Below are 20,478 nucleotides of genomic sequence, written 5' to 3'. Positions count from 1 at the left end.
GGCCTTTACAATCCAGTGATGTCTACCCATTCAAGTATTCGTTTAGCCGCTTGGAACGTGAATTCCATCAAGGTTCGTTTGCCGCATGTGATTCAGTGGTTAGAGGGCCAGGAAAAAGCGCAACGTCCAATCGATGCCCTGTGCCTCCAAGAACTCAAACTCACTGATGATAAGTATCCTCATCAAGAGTTAGAACAGGCCGGCTACTTGAGTCTCACCAATGGCCAAAAAACCTATAACGGTGTCGCGATTGTGGTGCGCAAGGCCGCGCTCAGTGCAATCAGTTCTGATCCCCAAACTACCTTTCTAAAGGTCACCAAGAACATCCCAAACTTCGCTGATGAGCAGCAAAGGATTGTTGCCGCCACGATTTCATTTAAAGAAGCACAACCCATCCGCATCATCAGTGCCTATATGCCCAATGGGCAAGACCCGGCGAGCGATAAATTTCAGTACAAATTGGCTTGGTTACAAGCCTTGCAAATCTGGCTGCGTGATGAACTAGCAACCTATCCCCGCTTAGCTCTGCTGGGCGACTTCAACATTGCGCCGGAGGACCAGGATGTGCATGACCCCAAAGCTTGGGAAGGGCAAAACCTAGTTTCTCCGCAAGAGCGGGAGCAATTTCAGAGACTCATTCAGTTAGGATTGTGCGACTCGTTCCGACTGTTTGAGCAAGCCCCAAAATCCTATAGCTGGTGGGACTATCGCATGATGGCATTTCGTCGTAACGCGGGATTGCGTATTGATCACATACTACTTAGCAACGCTCTTCAAGAAAAATGCATGGCCAGTACGATTGATAAAACCCCCAGGGGCTGGGAGCAGCCTTCGGATCACGCTCCGGTGATTGTGGAGATTGCTAAATAAGTTAATGTGCAGTCACCAAGCCACCATGACGCAATAGCGCATCAATTTGTGGGGGACGCCCCCGAAACGCCGCAAATGACTCAGCAGCCGGGCGACTACCGCCTACCTCCAAAATCTCTTGGCGATACCGAATACCAGTCTCTGGATCCAAGACCGTGCCCTTAATCTTGGCCGCTTCCTCAAATGCAGCATACACATCTGCCGATAAAACCTCAGCCCATTTATAGCTGTAATAGCCTGCGGCATAACCGCCCGCAAAGATATGACTAAAGGTATTGGGCCAGCGCGAGATCGATGCTTGGGGGATTACATGATATTCATTATTGATCGATCGGGCCAGGTCTAAGACCGCCTGACCTTGTGCGGTATTTGCATCAAAGCGCGAATGCAAACGCCAATCGGTTAAGGAGAACACCAGCTGACGCATGGTGGTTAAGCCATTTTGGAAGTTCTTGGCAGCCAGCATTTTGTCAAATAAGGATCGGGGTAAAGGCTCGCCCGTATCAATATGAGCGGTCATGCCTTGTAACACTTCCCACTCCCAGCAGAAGTTCTCCATAAACTGGCTGGGTAACTCAACTGCATCCCATTCAACTCCATTAATACCAGAGACACCCAATGCGCCCACTTGCGTGAGAAGGTGGTGAAGACCATGACCGCTTTCATGAAAGAGGGTAATGACATCATCGTGAGTAATTGTTGGTTGGCGCAATTGACCATCAACCTCAACGGGTGCAGCAAAATTACAAACCAGATACGCAACTGGTGCCTGCACCTCGCCATTACTAAAAACACGACGGCCACGCGCATCATCCATCCATGCACCACCGCGTTTGCCTGGACGCGCATAGGGATCTAGGTAAAAGTAAGCAATGGGTTGCTGCTGACCATTTAGGATCTCAAACGATTGAACGCTAGGATGCCATGTGGGCAGCGATGCAGGGCGGATACTCACTGAGAATAGGGTCTGGATTACCTTAAACAATCCCTCTAAAACCTTTGGAAGAGGGAAGTACTGTTTGAGTTCATTCTCAGAGAACGCATAACGAGCTTGCTTGAGCCTCTCGGATACAAATGCCATATCCCATGGCTCAATTTCTTGAAGGCCTAGGGACTTCATTCCAAACTCTTGCAGCTCTAACCAATCCTTTTGTGCAAATGGCTTGGCGCGTTGGGCAAAGTCACTTAAAAAGGTATCGACCTCAGCCACATCTCGTGCCATCTTGGGAGCTAAGCTGAGTGCCGCATAGTTTGCAAACCCAAGCATTCTTGCTTCTTCATCCCGCAGACGTAATTGATCAATCATGTTTTGGGTGTTATCCCATTCCTGTTGACCACGACCATATTGCGCAGCTAGCTCGGAGGCGCGTGTGACGTATGCCTCATACATGAGACGCCGCAGTGAGCGATTCTCAGCATACTGTTGCACAGGATAATAGGATGGAAAGTGCAGAGTAAATGCCCAACCTTCCAAGCCCTTTTGTTTGGCAGTATCAGCCGCTGCCGCAATCACATCCTCAGGCAATCCAGCCAGATCGTCAATCGAGGTCACCACATGCACAAAGGCGTCGGTGGCATCGAGCACGTGATCTGAAAAAGCTTTAGCCAAAACCGCCTGCTCATCCTGGATCTGGGCAAAGCGGGGCTTATCAGTAGCGGGTAGCTCCGCACCTCCCAAACGAAAGTCACGCAAGGAGTTCTCAATCACTTTCTTTTGATCAACACTTAGAGCTTCAAATGAAGAGCTATTCCTTAACTCTTTATAGCGCTGGTAGAGGGCTAAGTTTTGCCCAAGACTGGCAAAGAAGGCGGTAACTTTGGGTAACATCGCACCATAAGCTGCACGAAGTTCTGGAGTATCAGCGACTGCATTGAGGTGCGATACCACTCCCCATGAACGACCCAATTGCTCGGTGGCATCCTCAAGTGGTTCGACTAAATCAAGCCACGTTGCTGGTGTTTTTGGATCGACCGCCCGAGTAACCGCACTCTCGCAAATACCTAGCAAGTGCTCAATGGCTGGAGCAATTTGCTCAGGACGCACGGCATCGTACTGCGCAATGCCGCGACCAAAGGATAAAAGGGGATTTTGGGAATCGAGGGAGGGGGTATTGATTGGAGCATTCATAGGGATAGCTTAATGGAATTTTCTTCAAAAGGTTTTATCAACATTAGATGACTGCATCTTTATTAAGAGTCATAAAATATGGAATTTATGAATAGGATTTCGTGGTGGAGAACTTAAAAAAGCAAAGTCGAATTATTCAAGACATGAATAAAACTTTTTCTACCTAAAAAAGGCCGGAGTGATTAACGCTCAGCAAATAGCCGAATATCAATCTATTTCAACTAGAAAACCAAAACAAATGAATCAAAGCTTAGGGGAAGTAAAAACTAGCTAAGCTTACTCACTGGCTTCATACTACGCTCAACCGCCTCTAAGGTATTCATGAGGAGCATGGTGATGGTCATGGGACCAACGCCGCCTGGTACGGGGGTAATCCAACCTGCCACATACTTGGCCGTATCAAAATCCACATCTCCACAGAGCTTGCCATCTGGTAGGCGATTAATACCCACGTCAATGACAACCGACCCTGGCTTGATCATATTGCCGGTAATCATCTTGGGTTTGCCAGTTGCAACCACGAGGATATCGGCCTCTTTGGTGTGCGCACTGAGATCTTTGGTTTTACTGTTGCAAATTGTGACCGTGGCGCCCGCTTGAAGTAAAAGCATTGCCATGGGCTTGCCCACAATATTGGATGCCCCAATCACAACCGCACGCGCACCACGCAGTGGGTACTCAATGCTCTCGAGCATCTTCATGCAGCCATAAGGTGTGCAGGGCTTAAAGAGTGGGGCGCCGACCATGAGGGCGCCAGCATTAGCTACATGAAATCCATCAACATCCTTCTCGGAAGCAATCGCCTCCAAGACGCGATCAGCAGCGATATGCTTAGGCAAGGGTAATTGCACCAAGATCCCATGAATACTTGGATCTGCATTAAGAGTCGCAATGCGCGCTAGCAGTTGGGCTTCATCAAGCTCCGCAGGGTAGCGCTCCAAGACCGAATGAAATCCCACATCCTCACAGGCTTTCACTTTATTGCGAACATACACTTGGCTCGCAGGATCATCTCCGACCACAATCACAGCCAATCCGGGACGCACACCTTTGGCGGTCAGAATGGCCGAGCGGGTTGCAATCTCAGCCCGAAGTTTTTTCGAGAGAAGATTACCGTCAATCAGTTGGGCTGGCATCGCGCTTACTCAAATGATTAAGAGAGTGCCAGACGCAGCAGGTCAGCAACAGTGTTGACGTTGAGCTTCTCCATGATGTTGGCACGATGTGCTTCAACGGTCTTAATAGAGATGCTCAGATCATCGGCAATTTGTTTGTTCAGACGACCTGCCACAATGCGCTCCAAAACCTGGCGCTCACGACCGGTGAGTTTGCTCAAGAGGCTCTGTGTGTTCTTACGTTGATCTGCCTGTGCAAAATCCACGCGTGCCTTGGTGAGCATCCGCTCAACCAGCGCGCATAATTCATTCTCTTTAAAGGGCTTCTCAATAAAGTCGACCGCGCCACGTTTCATGGTGGATACCGCCATCGAAACATCCCCGTGACCAGTGATGAACGAAATGGGCATCGGTAAGTTCTCGCTGATGAGACGCTCTTGGAGCTCAAGACCAGACATACCAGGCATGCGCACATCCAAGATTAAGCACGAGATTGTCGACTTATCAGTGTTTTGGAGTGACTGCAAGAAGCGCTCGGCACTGGCATGGCAACGGACGGTGTAGCCATTGCTTTCAAGTAACCAGGTCAGAGAGTCGCGCACTGCCTCATCGTCGTCAACCACATAAACGACTTCAGCCTGGGTTGTTTTCGGTGGATTGCTCATGTTCATTGCTATTTCCTATTGACGCCTTTGTTATTTGATTAGATTCCAACGGTAACAGAATTGTAAAGGTGCAGCCGACTAAGCGTGTGTGCTCGGTATCCATGTGATTTTTGGCCCACAGCCTACCATGGTGGGACTCGATGATGGAGCGGCAGATATTTAGGCCCATGCCCATTCCATCGGATTTGGTGCTAAAAAAGGGTTCAAACATTCGGTTGAGAACCGACTCGGCGATGCCGGCCCCAGCATCGGTCACCCGAATCCGCAGCATGCTGGGGAAGGTACTGGTTTCAAGGTCAGCACTGATCTTCACTGGTGGGGCTGACCAGCGTGAGGAGAGGGGGTAAACCTCGCGCAGGCTATCTAAGGAGTTTTTCAGGAGGTTGACCAAGACCTGCTGAATCAGAACAGGGTCAAGCTCAACCTGAGGAATATCAGGGGCTATCTCGGAAATAATCTTGAGGCGGTGGCGATTTGCTTCAATCTCCACCAGACCAACAGAGTCAGCGATGATGTCACCAATGCTGCATAACTTACTTTGCGGCTCACTCCGTTTTACAAAGCTACGAATGCGCGAAATGATCGTCCCTGCCCGATGTGCTTGGTCGCTGGCTTTTTCTAATGCGGGGACTAGTTCGTTGGAGAGCGGATTTTGGGTGCTCGATAGCCGCTTAGCAATTCCCATGCAATAGTTCGAGATCGCAGAGAGAGGTTGGTTGAGCTCGTGTGCAAGTGAGGATGCCATCTCACCCATGGTGGTAAGACGGCTAGTAAATTGCATCCGCTCTTCCTGTTGTCTGGCGAGCTCCTCGGTATTCTTGCGCAGCGTGATATCCGTAGCAATCAGTAACTGTGCCAGGTGACCATCCACCCAGGAAATATAACGGCGCCGTACCTCGTACCAATGCGTCGTATCGCCTCGTAACTGAATCTCCTCAGATTCAATTTCATTGGATTGTTTTAAGGCAGAGGCAGGCAAGCCTGCTAAGGCATCGACGTTATCACCTTCAAAATGGAAGATGGAAGATGGATCCATCTCATGGCCGGTTAGATCAATATGCCCCTTGGCGGTATCACCAAAGCGCTCACGGTAATAGCGATTAGCAAATAGCAGTTCGCCAGTTTCAATCGAGACCACCGATACGGCCGCATCTAAGCCCTCAAGCACTGTGACAAAGCGTTCTTGAGTAGCCGATAATTCTTCTCGGATCTTTTTGGGTTCTGAGATATCAATCACCGATGTCACCCAACCGGTTTGCTGGCCCTTATCATTGATTAATGGGGCGATAAAGGTACGTGTTGCAATCCGGGTTCCATTCTTACGCTGAATCGTGCCCTCGATCCCATTCTTCGCATTACCCTCAAGCGCCCCAGCCATCTTTTGCATTAATTCTTCGTGAAGCTCGGCTGGCCAGAATGGAAAAGGCGGTTTTAATCCAAGCAACTCCTCTTGGGCCCAGCCCGTCATTTCAGAAAACGATCGATTGACATAGGTAATGCGTTTTTCCATATCATGCGCCCGAATTCCGACTGGCATGGAGTCTTCTAGCACCCTACGGAAGCTACTCTCAGTTCGTAAGTTTGCTTCAGTGAGTTGACGCACTTGCATCTGTTTTAGAACTGACCACAAGCTCCAGACCACAAAAGCGGATAAGCCAATCACAACACCCAGCAGCATCCGAAAGGTGAGGTCAGTTGGAGGTGGATAGGTATCCACGCGTAACATAATGTTGGGGCCCAGCGCACCAAAGTCCAGACTCGTTTCATTACTGAGTGAGCGCGTGGGTGTATCGCGATCGGATGAGATGGCGAGCACTCGATTATCTTTACCAATTAAGGAGTAGCGGTGCTGGCTCTTTAGCTCGGGTGGAATAATGTATTGCAAGATCCCTTGGCTCGAGTACATCACAGCTAATGCACCTGTCGCTTCCCCATCTTTGAAGATTGAAATAACCTCCCAAAAAACCGATTGACGCTCACTCATGATTGGATCGTCTTTCGGAACGGTAATACTAATTACCTGACTATAGGCGGGTCGATTAGTCTCACGACTTAAGAACAGAGCTTTCTTTAGTTCTCGATCAATATCGGTTGCTTGGGGCACGATATCAAACCATTCATGATTACGAGCAGGGGGAGGGACCATCCATTGCCGCCACTCGTTATCGTTTAACCAGATGAGCTGCAATATCTCGGGGTTGCCTAAGACAAAGGACTCGATTTGAGCTAAGACCTTGTCACGTCCGGCGCGATCATTTTGGGTTTGGGCGAGATCACGACTAAAGGATTGCAAGGCTTCGCTGTTATTGATAAAGCGCAGCTGAATCCGCTGCTTCACCAAACTTAGTTCACGAAAGAGGGAACCCTCTTGTTGTTGTCGCTCTTGAACTTGCAGTGTTCCAAGAATGATGGCCATCACCACCAAAAAGATCACAATCGCCATTAGTGGCGTGTAAACCAAGCGCGAACCAATAAAGCGCCGGATCGAAGGCATTCGTTTAAACGCTTCGTAGAGCTTTACCTGCAAGGAGTTCCCAGTAGCCAATCCAAGGGTCTTTCTAATTAGTGGAAGTTCCTAATATAAAGGGCTTTGCACTGCAATATTATTCCATATAGTGATAAATATTACCGGAATGTGGAAAATTAATTGTCACAATCGTCACCTATTCTTAGAATATTAGCCATAGAGGGACACAATCCCTCGTCACAGATTAAAACGGAGGCAAACCATGGCAGCTGTACCCGAGCAAGTGGCAGGTCAAATGAATCCAATGGATGTTGATCCAGTTGAAACCAAAGAGTGGTTAGAAGCACTCGATGGCGTGATCAAGCATGAGGGCACCGATCGTGCTGCGTATCTGATTGATCAGCAAATCGCGCATGCGCGTGTGAATGGAGTTGATCAACCCTTTCATGCAGAAACACCCTATATCAATACGATTCCAGTAGAGATCCAAGCGCGGATTCCAGGGGATCAAAATATTGAACATCGGATTCGATCCTTTACTCGGTGGAATGCCATGGCGATGGTATTGCGCGCCAACAAGAACACAAACGTTGGCGGGCATATTTCTTCCTTCCAATCGGCTGCTACCTTATATGACGTTGGATACAACCACTTCTGGCATGCGCCGTCCGAACAACATGGCGGCGATTTAATCTTCGTCCAAGGACACTCGGCGCCCGGTGTATACGCTCGTGCCTATATGTTGGGACGCCTAAGCGATGAGCAGCTTAATAATTTCCGCCAAGAGGTGGATGGCAAAGGCATTTCAAGCTACCCCCATCCTTGGCTAATGCCTGATTTCTGGCAGTTCCCCACGGTATCGATGGGCCTTGGTCCCATCATGGCTATTTATCAAGCACGCTTTATGCGTTACCTCGAGGATCGCGGTTTTGCGAAGACCGAAGGTCGCAAAGTGTGGGCCTTCTTGGGCGATGGTGAAACCGATGAACCCGAGTCGCTCGGCGCTATTGGTATGGCGGGCCGTGAGAAACTCGACAACCTCATTTTTGTGGTGAACTGCAACCTGCAGCGCCTTGATGGACCGGTTCGAGGCAACGGCAAGATTATTCAGGAGCTTGAGAGCGAGTTCCGAGGCGCTGGTTGGAATGTCATCAAAGTGGTTTGGGGCGGTCATTGGGACGCACTTTTTGCCCGCGATAAGAATGGCATCTTGATGCAGCGCTTGGGTGAGATTGTGGATGGTGAGTACCAAACCATGAAAGCCAAAAATGGTGCCTATGTCCGTGAGAAGGTATTTAATACCCCAGAACTAAAAGCCTTAGTGGCTGACTGGAGTGATGAGGATATTTGGAACCTCAATCGCGGTGGCCATGATCCCCATAAAGTCTACGCCGCGTTTCATTCGGCTGTGAACCATCGTGGTCAACCAACAGTAATTTTGGCAAAAACCATTAAAGGTTATGGCATGGGTGGCTCGGGTGAGGGCATGAATATTGCTCACCAAGCGAAGAAGATGAGTCATGACGATGTGGTGCGCTTTAGGGATCGCTTTGAGATTCCGGTAAGCGATGAACAATTGGCTGATATGCCCTTTGTGAAGTTCCCAGAGGGCAGCCCCGAACTGGAATATATGCGCTCACGTCGCATGGAGTTAGGTGGTTATCTGCCACAGCGCCGCACAAAAGCTGAGAGCTTACCAGTGCCTGCTTTGGATGCCTTCGCACCTCTTTTAGAAGCAACGACTGAAGGCCGTGAGATCTCAACCACCATGGCCTTTGTGCGTTTACTCAATACGGTGGTGCGCGACAAGACCATTGGTCGCCGAGTTGTACCGATCGTGCCTGACGAGTCACGTACCTTTGGTATGGAAGGTATGTTCCGCCAACTTGGTATCTGGAATCAGTTAGGACAGCTTTACACCCCAGAAGATCACGATCAGTTGATGTTCTACAAAGAAGATAAGGCCGGACAAATTCTGCAAGAGGGTATTAACGAGGCCGGTGGCATGTGTGACTGGATTGCAGCCGCGACATCATATTCCACCCACGGCGTGCCGATGTTACCGTTCTACATCTTCTATTCGATGTTCGGCTTCCAACGTATTGGTGATTTAGCATGGGCTGCTGGAGATATGCGCAGTCGCGGTTTCCTTCTTGGTGGTACTGCCGGTCGCACGACTCTGAACGGTGAAGGCTTGCAACACGAGGATGGCCATAGTCAGATCTGGGCGGCAGCCGTTCCAAACTGCGTGAGCTATGACCCCACCTTTGCGTTTGAGTTAGCAGTTGTGATTCAGGATGGTATGCGTCGCATGCTGACCGAGCAAGAAGATGTCTATTACTACATCACCTTAATGAATGAGAACTATGCTCACCCAGCGATGCCTCAGGGTGCTGAGCAAGACATTATTAAGGGAATGTACAAGTTGCAATCGATCGGCGATGCAAAAAATTCATTGCGCGTTCAACTGCTTGGCAGTGGCACGATCTTCCGCGAAGTGATTGCTGCTGCAGAACTGTTAAACCAGGATTGGGGAATTGCTTCGGATCTATGGGGTTGCCCCAGTATGAACGAACTTGGGCGGGATTGGAATCAAACCAACCGCAGCAATCTACTCAACCCAACTGCCACACCGAAGTTATCGCATGTCGAGCGCTTACTGAAAGATCATCAGGGTCCAGTCATTGCTGCCACCGACTACATGCGCATGTTTGCAGAGCAAATACGTCCAGCGATTCAGAACCTGGGTCGTCGTTATGAGGTGTTGGGAACCGATGGCTTTGGTCGCTCCGATACACGCGAGCAACTGCGTCACTTCTTTGAGGTGGATCGTCACTGGATTACGGTCGCTGCACTGAAGTCCTTGGCCGATGATGGGAAGATTGATCGCAGTAAGGTTGCACAAGCGATTACGAAGTACCAAATTGATCCCAATAAACCCAACCCCATGAAGATGTAAGGCCATCATGAGTCAATTACTTGAAATCAAGGTCCCCGATATTGGAGACTATCAGGATGTGCCGGTCATTGAGGTGCATATCAAAGCAGGTGATCGCGTTGAGAAAGAGCAATCCCTCATCACCCTCGAGTCCGATAAGGCAACCATGGATGTGCCATCCTCCCACGCAGGAGTGGTGAAAGAGGTGAAGGTCAAAGTGGGCGACAACATCTCGGAAGGTGGTGTCGTGCTCTTATTGGAAGCAAGTGATGCGAGTGCATCTGCGCCCGCTGCCTCTGCAGCTCCGCCAGCCCAAGTTGCACCGGTTGCCCCAGCACCCACACCAACACCCTCGCCAGCAGCGATCCCTGCTGCAACTCCGGTACGAGCTGAGCCAGTAAGCTCAATTGATGGCGCAAGCCATGCCAGCCCATCGGTTCGTAAGTTTGCCCGTGAGTTGGGCGTAACGATTGCGCAGGTTAAAGGCACAGGCCCCAAAGGGCGGATTTCACAAGAGGATGTGCAGGCTTTCGTTAAATCTGTAATGACTGGTGCGAGTGCGCCTGCAAGTCAAAGCACAGGCGGTAGTTTAGGAGGCCTCAATCTCTTGCCATGGCCTAAGGTTGACTTCAGTAAATTTGGTGAGACTGAGCGTCAACCGCTCTCCCGAATCAAGAAACTCTCAGCTGCTAATTTGGCACGTAACTGGGTGATGATTCCGGCGGTTACTTATCATGAGGATGCCGATATTACCGACCTTGAAGCGTTTAGAGTACAGACCAATAAAGAGAATGAGAAGCAGGGTAGCAAAATTACGATGCTCGCATTCTTGATTAAGGCTTCGGTTGCCGCATTGAAGAAGTACCCCGAGTTCAATGCTTCACTTGACGGCGATGATCTCGTTCTCAAAAAGTATTTCCATATTGCCTTCGCAGCCGATACCCCCAATGGTCTGGTTGTGCCAGTGATTCGCAATGCGGATCAAAAAGGGATCTTCGAGATTGCCAGAGAGACTGCAGAACTCGCAGCGCTTGCACGTGAGGGCAAGTTAAAGCCCGAGCAAATGCAAGGAGCCAGTTTCACGATTTCATCCTTGGGTGGCATCGGCGGTACGTACTTTGCGCCCATCATTAATGCTCCTGAGGTAGCGATTCTGGGCGTTAGTAAAGCTGCCATGAAACCCGTTTGGGATGGCAAAGCCTTTGTGCCGCGATTAATCTGCCCACTATCACTCACAGCGGATCACCGAGTAATTGATGGTGCGTTAGCGACGCGCTTTAATGTTTACATTTCGCAGTTACTCGCCGACTTCCGTCGCGCTGTTTTGTAGGAGAAGGTGATGAGTCAACATGCGATCGTAGTGCCTGATATTGGCGATTACTCTGATGTACCGGTCATTGAGGTTTTGGTGAAAGTTGGTGATGCAATTGAGAAAGAGCAGCCACTGATTGTTCTGGAGTCCGACAAGGCCACGATGGAGGTCCCCGCGGATCAGGCAGGTGTCGTCACTAGTCTTGCGGTGAAAGTGGGTGACAAGGTAAGTAAAGGTTCGGTGATTGGGCAGCTTGAAGTATCGGGTACAGCATCATCAGTTACTCCAGCGACTACAAAATCATCTGCACCACCAGTACCACCAGCGCCACCCGCAGCCATTCCAGTTCCCGCTGGTGCGTATCAGGGTAAGGTACAGCATGAATGCGAAGTACTTGTCTTAGGTGCCGGCCCCGGTGGCTATAGTGCCGCCTTTCGGAGTGCAGATCTTGGTGCGAATGTCATTTTGGTCGAGCGCTACCCAACCCTCGGTGGCGTTTGCCTCAATGTGGGCTGCATTCCATCCAAAGCACTCTTGCATACCGCAGCGGTGATGGATGAAGTGAAGCACATGGCTAAGCATGGCATTGAATTTGCTCCCCCCAAAATTAATCTCGATCAATTACGCCAACATAAAGAGGGCGTGATTGCTAAATTAACTGGTGGTCTAGCGGGTATGGCGAAGATGCGCAAGGTCAATGTCGTCAGAGGTCTGGGACGTTTTCTGGATGCTCATCACGTTGAAGTGGATCTATGCACAGGTAGTGGGCAAGCTCTATCGGGTCAGAAAGAGGTGATCCGTTTTCAGAAAGCCATTATTGCCGCTGGTAGTCAACCCATTGCCTTGCCCTTTATGCCTAAAGACCCCCGGGTGGTGGATAGTACGGGCGCATTGCTATTAAAGAGTATTCCAAAGCGGATGCTGGTCATTGGTGGTGGCATTATTGGTTTAGAGATGGCCACCGTCTATAGCGCACTCGGCTCTCGCATCGATATTGTGGAGATGATGGATGGTTTGATGGCTGGGGCTGATCGTGATCTCGAGCGCGTTTGGGAAAAGATGAATGCGCATCGCTTTGATCACATCATGCTCAAAACCCGTGCGGTTCGTGCAGAAGCCAAGCCGGATGGCATCGAAGTTTATTTTGAGGGTGAGAAGTCACCAGGCAGTCCACAACGCTACGACCTCGTGTTGGTAGCAGTAGGGCGTACCCCCAATGGTAAGAAGATTGATGCAGGCGCTGCTGGTGTGCAGGTTGATGAGCGCGGATTTATTCCCGTAGATTCACAAATGCGAACAAATGTAGCCAATATCTTTGCGATTGGCGACATCGTTGGGCAACCCATGTTGGCGCACAAGGCCGTTCATGAAGGCCATGTAGCAGCTGAAGCAGCAGCTGGTCAGAAATCCTACTTTGATGCGAAGCAAATTCCGTCGGTAGCCTATACCGATCCCGAGGTTGCTTGGGCAGGGCTAACTGAAGAGCAATGCAAGGCACAAGGCATTGCCTATGAGAAAGGTTTATTCCCATGGGCGGCCAGTGGACGAGCAATTGCCAATGGTCGTGACGAAGGCTTTACTAAATTGCTCTTCGATGCCAACACCCATCGCATTATTGGTGGAGGCATTGTGGGAACCAATGCGGGTGACCTCATTGGTGAGGTTTGCCTAGCGATTGAGATGGGAGCCGATTCGGTCGATATTGGTAAGACTATTCATCCGCATCCAACCCTAGGGGAGTCCCTGGGATTGGCAGCAGAAGCACATCATGGATCGTGTACCGATTTGCCACCCGTCAAGAAGAAGTAGCGTACAAAAAAGATTTACTAATCTTGAGTCCCAAGAAAAAACCCCGCCGTAGCGGGGTTTTGACTATCTACATTCAGTTAATTACTCAGACGATTTCTTGGCAGCCTTTGCTGCTTTGCTGGCTGCTTTGGTCACGGTATCAGCTGCATTTTGCATATTGGCTTGCGCCACTTCCATCGCGTGCTTGATAGCCTTTTGGCTGGTCTCATAGCTGTTGTTTGCTGCCGCGATTGCTTGCTTCATCATTTGCACGGCAGCATCTGACCCGGCCGGAGCGTTTTTGGTCCACTCATCAACCATGGATTGCAATTTTTTCTGGTTAGCAGCGAACTCTGCTTCTGCCGTTTTGGTAAACGCATGGGAGCTATCTTGTGCAATCTCATAGAGATCACGACCGTAGTTCATCATGCGCTCAGCCATTGGCTGAATCATTTCAGCTTGCTGGGTAATGAGTTGTTGAACATCGCGTACTTCTAGTGCTTTCTTGGCATTGCTCATGCTCTCGCTCAAACTATTCTTGGCGATTTGCATATTGAGTTCAACGAGTTTCTCAACGCTTTTGAGGGCTTGATTGGTAAGACCGGCAAGGGTCTCCAGATTAGCCTTTTGGGCGGCCGCAATTTGTTCTGGGGTTAGGTTCATGATGGACTCCTTTAATTAAATGGGGGAGACTGGTTATAGTCATCTTACCTTTGATTATAGGAGAAGATTTGTTGCGTTGCAACAAAAAATATTAGCCGTAAGGTTAATATTAATAATTCAATATAATCAGTAACTTATACAATAAACCTTAGATTCCTTGAAAGCCTACTACAGCGATCACTTTGTATTACCCTTGCCCGCGGGGCATCGGTTTCCGATGGCGAAGTACAGGATGCTGCGAGATTTGGTTGTTGATCTTCCAGACGCTCAATTACTTGAGGCACCCAGGGCAAGTGATACAGAACTGCTCTTAGCCCATGACGCTTCCTACCTGCAACGGGTGATTAGTGGAACCCTGAGTGAGGCAGAGCAGAAAGAAATCGGATTTCCTTGGTCAGAGAAAATGGTGGAGCGTTCCCGCCGCTCGGTGGGTGCCACGATTGCCGCATGTCAATCTGCTATCGAGGAGGGTGTCGCAGTCAATCTAGCGGGTGGTACCCATCACGCCTACCGTAACAAGGGCTCGGGCTTTTGCGTTTTCAATGATGCCGCGATTGCGGCGCGGGTACTGATGAAGTACCCAATCAGTCCTCGAAGAATCGGCATTCTGGACCTCGATGTTCATCAAGGCGATGGCACGGCAGCGATTTTGCAACATGATCCTGCGATTTGCACGGTCTCGATCCACGGTGAGAAAAACTATCCATTCGCAAAAACGAACAGTGATCTGGATATTGCCTTAGCCGACGGTAGTGGCGACACCATCTATCTAGAGGCTCTCGAACAGGCCCTCGAGTTTCTTGCAAAACATGACATTGAATTTCTGATTTACTTGGCCGGTGCCGATCCTTTTGAGGGTGATCGCTTGGGACGCCTAAGACTCACAAAAGAGGGGCTAGCGCTACGTGATCAACAGGTCATGGCATTTGTGGGAGAGCGGGGTATCCCTATCGCCATTGCGATGGCAGGAGGGTACGCTAATCCAATTGAGGATACCGTGCAGATTCATTATCAAACGATCCAAATTGCAAGTGCGCATCAGCATAAAATGAGAACCTCCAAATCTCGACCCTCTTCATGAAGTCAGCCACTCCAATCGAGGCATTTGCCGCGCCATTATTTGTATTTATCTGGAGTACGGGCTTCATCATTGCGCGCTTTGGTATGCCATACATGGAGCCCGCCACATTTTTATTCTTACGCTTTACTGGCGTATTGCTCGTGATGGGTCTCATCATTTTGTTCTGGAAACCCATCTGGCCCAACCGCAGCCAGACCATCCATATTGCAGTCGCTGGAGTGCTATTGCAATTTGGCTATGTCATGGGGGTATGGAGTGCGGTGCGTTTGGGGATGACCGCTGGACTGATCGCATTGATTGTGGGATTGCAACCCATCTTAACGGCGTGGAGTGCGTCATGGGTTGCCGAGCGGGTTAACTATCGCCAATGGCTTGGTTTGGTTTTGGGCATTGGTGGTGTGGCTTTGGTGGTGGCTGATAAAACCAGCTTTTTGGATATTCCCATGAGTGCCTATGGTTTTGCGATTGCTGCTTTATTTGCCATTACCTTTGGTACGCTCTACCAGAAAAAATACTGTCCAGATTTTGATCTTCGGGCTGGATCGATGATTCAGTTTTCGATCTCAGCTCTCTTATGCTTGATTGTTGCCTTGCTCTTTGAGACCCGTGAGATTATCTGGAATACGCCAGTGATTGGGGCCTTGCTCTGGGGCATTTTGCCCACCTCGATTGGTGCAATTAGTTTATTGTTTATTTTGATTCGTAAGGGTGCTGCCACCAAGGTTACGAGTCTTTTATATCTAACACCACCCACCACAGCGTTGATGGCCTGGATACTATTTGACGAACCCCTGACTCTCATGATGCTAGCGGGGCTATTGCTAACGATGACCGCGGTGATCTTGGTCAACTACCAAGGAAAAATACCAGCCAAGCGCTAATCCAGTTATTATTGTGGTGTTGTACTGAATTCTGGGATTTATATTGAGATTGATTCAAGCGTTTATTAATTCAGTTACTCGTCATTTGTCTGAACAGCAGACAAGGGCCCGACGCCCCCTCCAGATTCTTCTCCTTGGTATTCTTAGTATCACTCTTGGTGTTACTGAGCCAGCCTTGGCGCAGTCTTCAAATAGTTCTCAAGCGAACAAACCGAAACAGAGCGCCCAGGGAAACAAGTCGACGGCGGCTCAAAAGCCCAAGTCTGCTAATTCGAAGCAGGTTCGAACCACGGTCAATCGCCCCAAGAATCCCCCCCAGGCCGCTGGTCGTCCATCATTTGCAACTGCCATGGGGTTACGAAACCAACCGGATGATCTCAATCTCAAGTCGAGTGTGGCGATGGTGGTGGATCAGCATTCTAAAGAAATCCTCTTTGAGAAAAATCCCGATGTCAGCTTGCCTATCGCATCCATCACCAAACTAATGACCGCGATGGTGGTGCTCGATTCCAATGCGCCACTCAATGAAGTACTCACGATCACTCAAGAAGATGTGAAGATTTATGGAAAATCTCGGCTGGCTTTGGGGACCAAGTTAACCCGTGAGGAAGCGCTCCTCCTAGCGTTGATGTCCTCTGAGAACCGCGCCTCGTATTTATTGGCTCGTAATTATCCAGGCGGTGCGAAGGCCTTCGTCGAGGCCATGAATCACAAGGCCTACTCTTTAGGAATGACCCATTCCAACTTTACCGATCCAACCGGTTTATTGGCGACCAATGTATCGACTGCTGAGGACTTGGCCAGAATGCTGGTTGCTTCTTATAACTACAAATTGATTCGGGAGTTCTCAGTGTGGCCCGATACGACCTTGGTCATTAATAAACGCCCACAGGTATTCCTAAATACCAACCGACTGGTGCGCGCGGGTGATATGGAAATCGGTCTGCAAAAAACAGGATTCATTAGTGCGGCCGGTAAGTGCTTAGTGATGCAAGCCAAAGTAAACGGCCTACCCATACTGCTCGTGTTCTTGGATTCGGTTGGAACCCAATCGCGCTTTGCGGATGCCGTTCGGGTACGAGACTGGATTGAAAGTTATCAGCCTGGTGAGCCCAAGCCAATTCGCCGCCTCACAATGTAGAGACTAGTCGGTTTTAGAGCTGGTTTGGGGTTTATATCCCAGACCCTTAGAAATCTGTAGCGCAGTTTCTTGTAAGGCCTTGAGCCAATCGGGTTGCATGCGATCGGTTGGTGAGCTCAGTGATAGACCTGCCACTAACTTACCCGTGTCATCCAAAATGCCAGCCGCGAGGCAACTCACTCCGAGCTCAAGCTCTTCGTTATCCCGTGAGTGGCCCACGTGACGAACACTCCCCAGCTCACTCTCAAGCTTCGCTAACTGTGTGATGCTGTTGCGCGTATGGCCGGCAAGACCCGTTCGGGTAGCATAGGCGCGTACTTGATTGGGGTCATCGACTGCCAAGAATAATTTACCAACCGAGGTGAGATGTAATGGGGCACGACCACCAATGGCGCGCACCACTTGCATTCCAGAGCGTTCACTATAGGCGCGGTCGACATAGACAATTTCATCACCCTGACGAACCGAGAGGTTGACGGTTTCCCCGGTCAGCTTATGAAGGGCTCGCATGGGCAGTTGAGCAGCTTCTCGAACGGATAGACGCTCTTTGACCAAATTACCAAGCTCTAAGAGCCGTAAGCCTAATTTATACGTTCCACCATCACCACGCTCGACTAAGCGACAGGCAACCATGTCGTTGAGAATGCGGTGCGCCGTAGAAGGATGTAATCCGGTTTTTTGAGAGAGCAGTTTGAGGCTACTCGCTTCTTCCTGATCGGCCAAACAATCAAGCAGGTTCATCATGCGCTCAACGACCTGAATTGCCGTCTTGCCAACATCACCGGAGTTTTTGGTTGCCTTGCTATCCATTTTGATGATTGTAATGAGTTTTTACAGCGTTGCGTATTGTGAAATCTAATAGTAAATCAACCGGAGCAATTCAACAACTAAGGGACGGATGAAGTGTTTATGGAAAGGCCCGCACACAATCAGTAATGAGTTTAGGGCCTTGATAGATCAGCCCCGTATAGATTTGCACCAAACTAGCGCCTGCATCCAGTTTCTGTTTGACGTTCTCACCAGACAGGATGCCGCCAACGCCAATAATGGGAATACGGTTATGAAGTACCTGAAATAAATCATAGATCGTTTGATTAGAACGAGCCAAGACAGGCAAACCTGAGAGACCACCCGTTTCATGACTATGCTCGAGCCCCTCTACACCGGTGCGTGCAATAGTGGTGTTGGTGGCAATCACTGCATCGATCTCAAACTCAATTAAAAGGTCGGCTATTAACTTGAGGTCCGCCGCCTCGAGATCGGGTGCAATCTTTAAAAAGAGTGGCTTGCGCACGCCCAACTGATTGCTTAAATCCTCACGGGTTTGATGAAGCGCTTGTAATAATTGGCGCAACATCGTTTCACCCTGAAGATCGCGCAAGTTTTTGGTATTTGGTGATGAGATGTTAGCTGTGATGTAGCTTGCCACTGGATACACCTTGCGCATGCAGGTCACGTAGTCATTAGCAGCATCTTCGATCGGAGTGCTGGCGTTCTTACCAATATTGAGACCAATCACGCCACCCTCTTGGTAAAACCGAGAGCGTTTGACACGTTCAATACAGGCATCAACCCCATCATTATTAAAGCCCATGCGATTAATTAAGGCGTTTGCACTTGGCAGACGAAACATGCGCGGCTTGGGATTACCTGGTTGTGGTAAGGGGGTCACGGTGCCAATTTCTAAGAACCCAAATCCAAGGCTTGCAAGTGCGTCAATATGTTTGCCATCTTTATCTAAACCGGCAGCCAAACCCACTGGATTACGAAATCGTAAACCGCAGAGCTCAACCGGCTTGATGATGGGTTTGCCAATTAAGGCTTTCAGAAGTCCGCAGCGTTCTAAGCGATCTAGTTGTGCGAAGGAGAAGTCATGAGCCTCTTCGGGGTCCATTGAGAACAGCAGGGGACGAACAAGCGGGTAGGTATTAATCATCAGTAAGCTGATGCGGCAACAAGGGTTGCCACTGATCGTTGATCAATCCTTCCAGTGGTTGAAATTTAATCTTGTATGACATTTTAGGGCTTTGTGCAATGTAGTAGCCCAAATATAAATAGGGTAGACCGAGTTTTTGAACCTGATCAATCTGCCACAAGACACTATAGGTGCCATAGCTCGTGCCTGCTTGACTGGAATCATAAAAGGTGTAGACCGATGAGATGCCTTGCTCCAAGACATCAATCATGCTCACCATCCGCAAACGCCCAGGATGTGAATCATTCGAACCATCCCGAAACTCCACCATGCGCGAGTTAACTCGGCTTTGCAATAAGAACTGTGTGTATTGCTCTTGATTGTCGTGCTCCATCAAACTGGAGTGATGACGGGTTGATTGATACTGCTGATAGAGTTGGTAGTGCTCATCAGTAAACGCAAGGCTTAAGACCTGAGCCTGTAATCCGGCGTGTTTTTGCCAAGCGCGGCGTTGACTGCGATTAGGAGTAAAGGAGGCTACTGGAATACGTGTTGCGATACAGGCCTTGCAATGATCGCAATAGGGTCGATAGGTATAAGAGCCGCTGCGACGAAAACCTGCATTTACTAAATTGCTATAAACATCGGCACCGATGGAGTGCGTAGGGGTGGCAACTTGCGAGCGGGCAATTTGGTTGGGAATGTAGCTACACGGATAAGGTGCTGTGGCATAAAACTGAATTGCCGTAATCGGTAGTTCGTGGACGCGGCTCATCGCAGGTATCTCTCTAGAATGAACTTATCCATTACCCATTTTTCTTGGATTGGGGTGGATACCGCACGCTCGATATGCCCTAAAAACTCAGAGCGGCTAATCGGCAAGGCACCCAAAGAGCGAAGATGGGCGGTTTCTTGTTGGCAATCAATGAAAGTCACTCCATGATCGTAGCACCATGCGCACAAGGCTGCTAAAGCCAGCTTGGAAGAGTCGCGAACCCTAGAAAACATCGACTCTCCAAACACCATCGCCCCAAAAGAGACGCAATATAGGCCACCAATGGCGCGCTGATTCTGCTCCAGGGTGATGCAATGAGCATGACCTTGCTCATGCAATGCCGCGTATGCATCCATGATCTCATGCGTAATCCAGGTACCATCTTGGCCTTGGCGCTCGGTGGTGGCGCAGGCGCGCATTACCCCCGGAAAATCATGATCAACCTGCAATGTCATACTTGGATCATCCAAGCATGCGCGGATTGTTTTGCGTAATGACTGACTAATTTTGAGATTCGCGGGCCTGAGAGTCATGCGCGGGTCAGGCGACCACCACAAGACGGGCTGATGATCGGAGTACCAGGGGAAAATACCGCTGCGGTAAGCACGCTCTAACTGTCCAGGATAGATTCGTTCACTCACTGCGAGCAATCCCGGCACCTCTGGGTCAGGATCAGGCTGGGTGAGTGGGTTAGGGAATGGATCGCTTGGGCCAAGCCACGGGATGGTACTCATGATCA

The 20,478-nt window shown here is 49.6% G+C and carries 16 protein-coding genes; 7 read left to right on the top strand and 9 right to left on the bottom strand.

Annotation, left to right across the window (positions count from 1 at the left end; genetic code table 11):
* Positions 1 to 18: 18 nt before the first annotated feature.
* Positions 19 to 870 (top strand): exodeoxyribonuclease III, encoded by an 852-nt coding sequence (xth, locus tag QUE66_RS05245; protein ID WP_286223036.1) that lies wholly within the window; start codon positions 19 to 21, stop codon positions 868 to 870.
* 1 nt (position 871) lies between these two features.
* Here the strand turns inward: xth and QUE66_RS05240 are convergent, their stop codons facing one another.
* The 4 genes from QUE66_RS05240 to QUE66_RS05225 form a co-directional block, all read right to left on the bottom strand.
* On the bottom strand, positions 872 to 2,998 hold the full coding sequence (locus tag QUE66_RS05240) for a M3 family metallopeptidase (RefSeq protein WP_286223035.1): 2,127 nt from the start codon (positions 2,996 to 2,998) through the stop codon (positions 872 to 874).
* Positions 2,999 to 3,264: 266 nt separating this feature from the next.
* Entirely contained in the window at positions 3,265 to 4,134 is an 870-nt protein-coding gene (gene folD, locus QUE66_RS05235; RefSeq protein ID WP_286223034.1) for a bifunctional methylenetetrahydrofolate dehydrogenase/methenyltetrahydrofolate cyclohydrolase FolD, read from the bottom strand.
* Between the two features lie 17 nt (positions 4,135 to 4,151).
* Complete coding sequence (locus tag QUE66_RS05230; protein WP_215368546.1) at positions 4,152 to 4,784, bottom strand: response regulator transcription factor; 633 nt, start codon at positions 4,782 to 4,784, stop codon at positions 4,152 to 4,154.
* Complete coding sequence (locus QUE66_RS05225) at positions 4,747 to 7,323, bottom strand: PAS domain-containing sensor histidine kinase (RefSeq protein WP_286223033.1); 2,577 nt, start codon at positions 7,321 to 7,323, stop codon at positions 4,747 to 4,749. Before QUE66_RS05225 ends, QUE66_RS05230 begins: the two co-directional genes overlap by 38 nt.
* A gap of 184 nt (positions 7,324 to 7,507) precedes the next feature.
* Here QUE66_RS05225 and aceE point away from each other — a divergent pair, with 184 nt between their 5' ends.
* The 3 genes from aceE to lpdA are packed head-to-tail and all read left to right on the top strand — an operon-like array spanning position 7,508 to position 13,304.
* On the top strand, positions 7,508 to 10,204 hold the full coding sequence (aceE, locus tag QUE66_RS05220; protein WP_286223032.1) for a pyruvate dehydrogenase (acetyl-transferring), homodimeric type: 2,697 nt from the start codon (positions 7,508 to 7,510) through the stop codon (positions 10,202 to 10,204).
* 7 nt (positions 10,205 to 10,211) lie between these two features.
* Positions 10,212 to 11,513: a dihydrolipoyllysine-residue acetyltransferase gene (aceF, locus tag QUE66_RS05215; RefSeq protein ID WP_286223031.1), complete on the top strand. Its 1,302-nt coding sequence runs from the start codon at positions 10,212 to 10,214 to the stop codon at positions 11,511 to 11,513.
* Between the two features lie 9 nt (positions 11,514 to 11,522).
* Positions 11,523 to 13,304, top strand: coding sequence for a dihydrolipoyl dehydrogenase (lpdA, locus tag QUE66_RS05210; RefSeq protein ID WP_286223030.1), 1,782 nt, complete (start codon positions 11,523 to 11,525; stop codon positions 13,302 to 13,304).
* A gap of 81 nt (positions 13,305 to 13,385) precedes the next feature.
* On the opposite strand, the gene QUE66_RS05205 is transcribed toward lpdA, so the two are convergent.
* Complete coding sequence (locus tag QUE66_RS05205) at positions 13,386 to 13,946, bottom strand: phasin family protein (protein ID WP_286223029.1); 561 nt, start codon at positions 13,944 to 13,946, stop codon at positions 13,386 to 13,388.
* Positions 13,947 to 14,103: 157 nt separating this feature from the next.
* Between QUE66_RS05205 and QUE66_RS05200 the strand changes: the two genes are divergently transcribed.
* Genes QUE66_RS05200 through QUE66_RS05190 form a run of 3 tightly spaced genes read left to right on the top strand, consistent with a single transcriptional unit; the run spans position 14,104 to position 17,049 of the window.
* On the top strand, positions 14,104 to 15,027 hold the full coding sequence (locus tag QUE66_RS05200; RefSeq protein ID WP_286223028.1) for a histone deacetylase family protein: 924 nt from the start codon (positions 14,104 to 14,106) through the stop codon (positions 15,025 to 15,027).
* Positions 15,024 to 15,908, top strand: a complete 885-nt coding sequence (locus tag QUE66_RS05195; RefSeq protein WP_286223027.1) for a DMT family transporter — start codon at positions 15,024 to 15,026, stop codon at positions 15,906 to 15,908. The genes QUE66_RS05200 and QUE66_RS05195 overlap by 4 nt, the downstream gene beginning before the upstream one ends.
* A 43-nt stretch (positions 15,909 to 15,951) precedes the next feature.
* Positions 15,952 to 17,049, top strand: coding sequence for a serine hydrolase (locus QUE66_RS05190; RefSeq protein WP_286223026.1), 1,098 nt, complete (start codon positions 15,952 to 15,954; stop codon positions 17,047 to 17,049).
* A 3-nt stretch (positions 17,050 to 17,052) separates the two neighbouring features.
* Here the strand turns inward: QUE66_RS05190 and QUE66_RS05185 are convergent, their stop codons facing one another.
* From QUE66_RS05185 to aat, 4 genes are all read right to left on the bottom strand, one after another.
* Positions 17,053 to 17,859, bottom strand: coding sequence for an IclR family transcriptional regulator (locus tag QUE66_RS05185; RefSeq protein WP_286223025.1), 807 nt, complete (start codon positions 17,857 to 17,859; stop codon positions 17,053 to 17,055).
* 97 nt (positions 17,860 to 17,956) lie between these two features.
* A complete protein-coding gene (locus QUE66_RS05180) occupies positions 17,957 to 18,985 on the bottom strand; it encodes a quinone-dependent dihydroorotate dehydrogenase (protein WP_286223024.1) in 1,029 nt (342 codons plus the stop codon).
* Entirely contained in the window at positions 18,978 to 19,739 is a 762-nt protein-coding gene (locus QUE66_RS05175; RefSeq protein WP_286223023.1) for an arginyltransferase, read from the bottom strand. The genes QUE66_RS05180 and QUE66_RS05175 overlap by 8 nt, the downstream gene beginning before the upstream one ends.
* On the bottom strand, positions 19,736 to 20,473 hold the full coding sequence (gene aat / locus QUE66_RS05170) for a leucyl/phenylalanyl-tRNA--protein transferase (RefSeq protein WP_286223022.1): 738 nt from the start codon (positions 20,471 to 20,473) through the stop codon (positions 19,736 to 19,738). The genes QUE66_RS05175 and aat overlap by 4 nt, the downstream gene beginning before the upstream one ends.
* Between the last annotated feature and the right edge of the window lie 5 nt (positions 20,474 to 20,478).

The sequence above is a fragment of the Polynucleobacter sp. HIN6 genome (genome assembly GCF_030297575.1).
In the GTDB taxonomy this organism is placed as follows: Bacteria; Pseudomonadota; Gammaproteobacteria; order Burkholderiales; family Burkholderiaceae; genus Polynucleobacter.
Note: the sequence above shows the minus strand (reverse complement) of the source record. Positions and strands in the feature narration are given on the sequence as shown.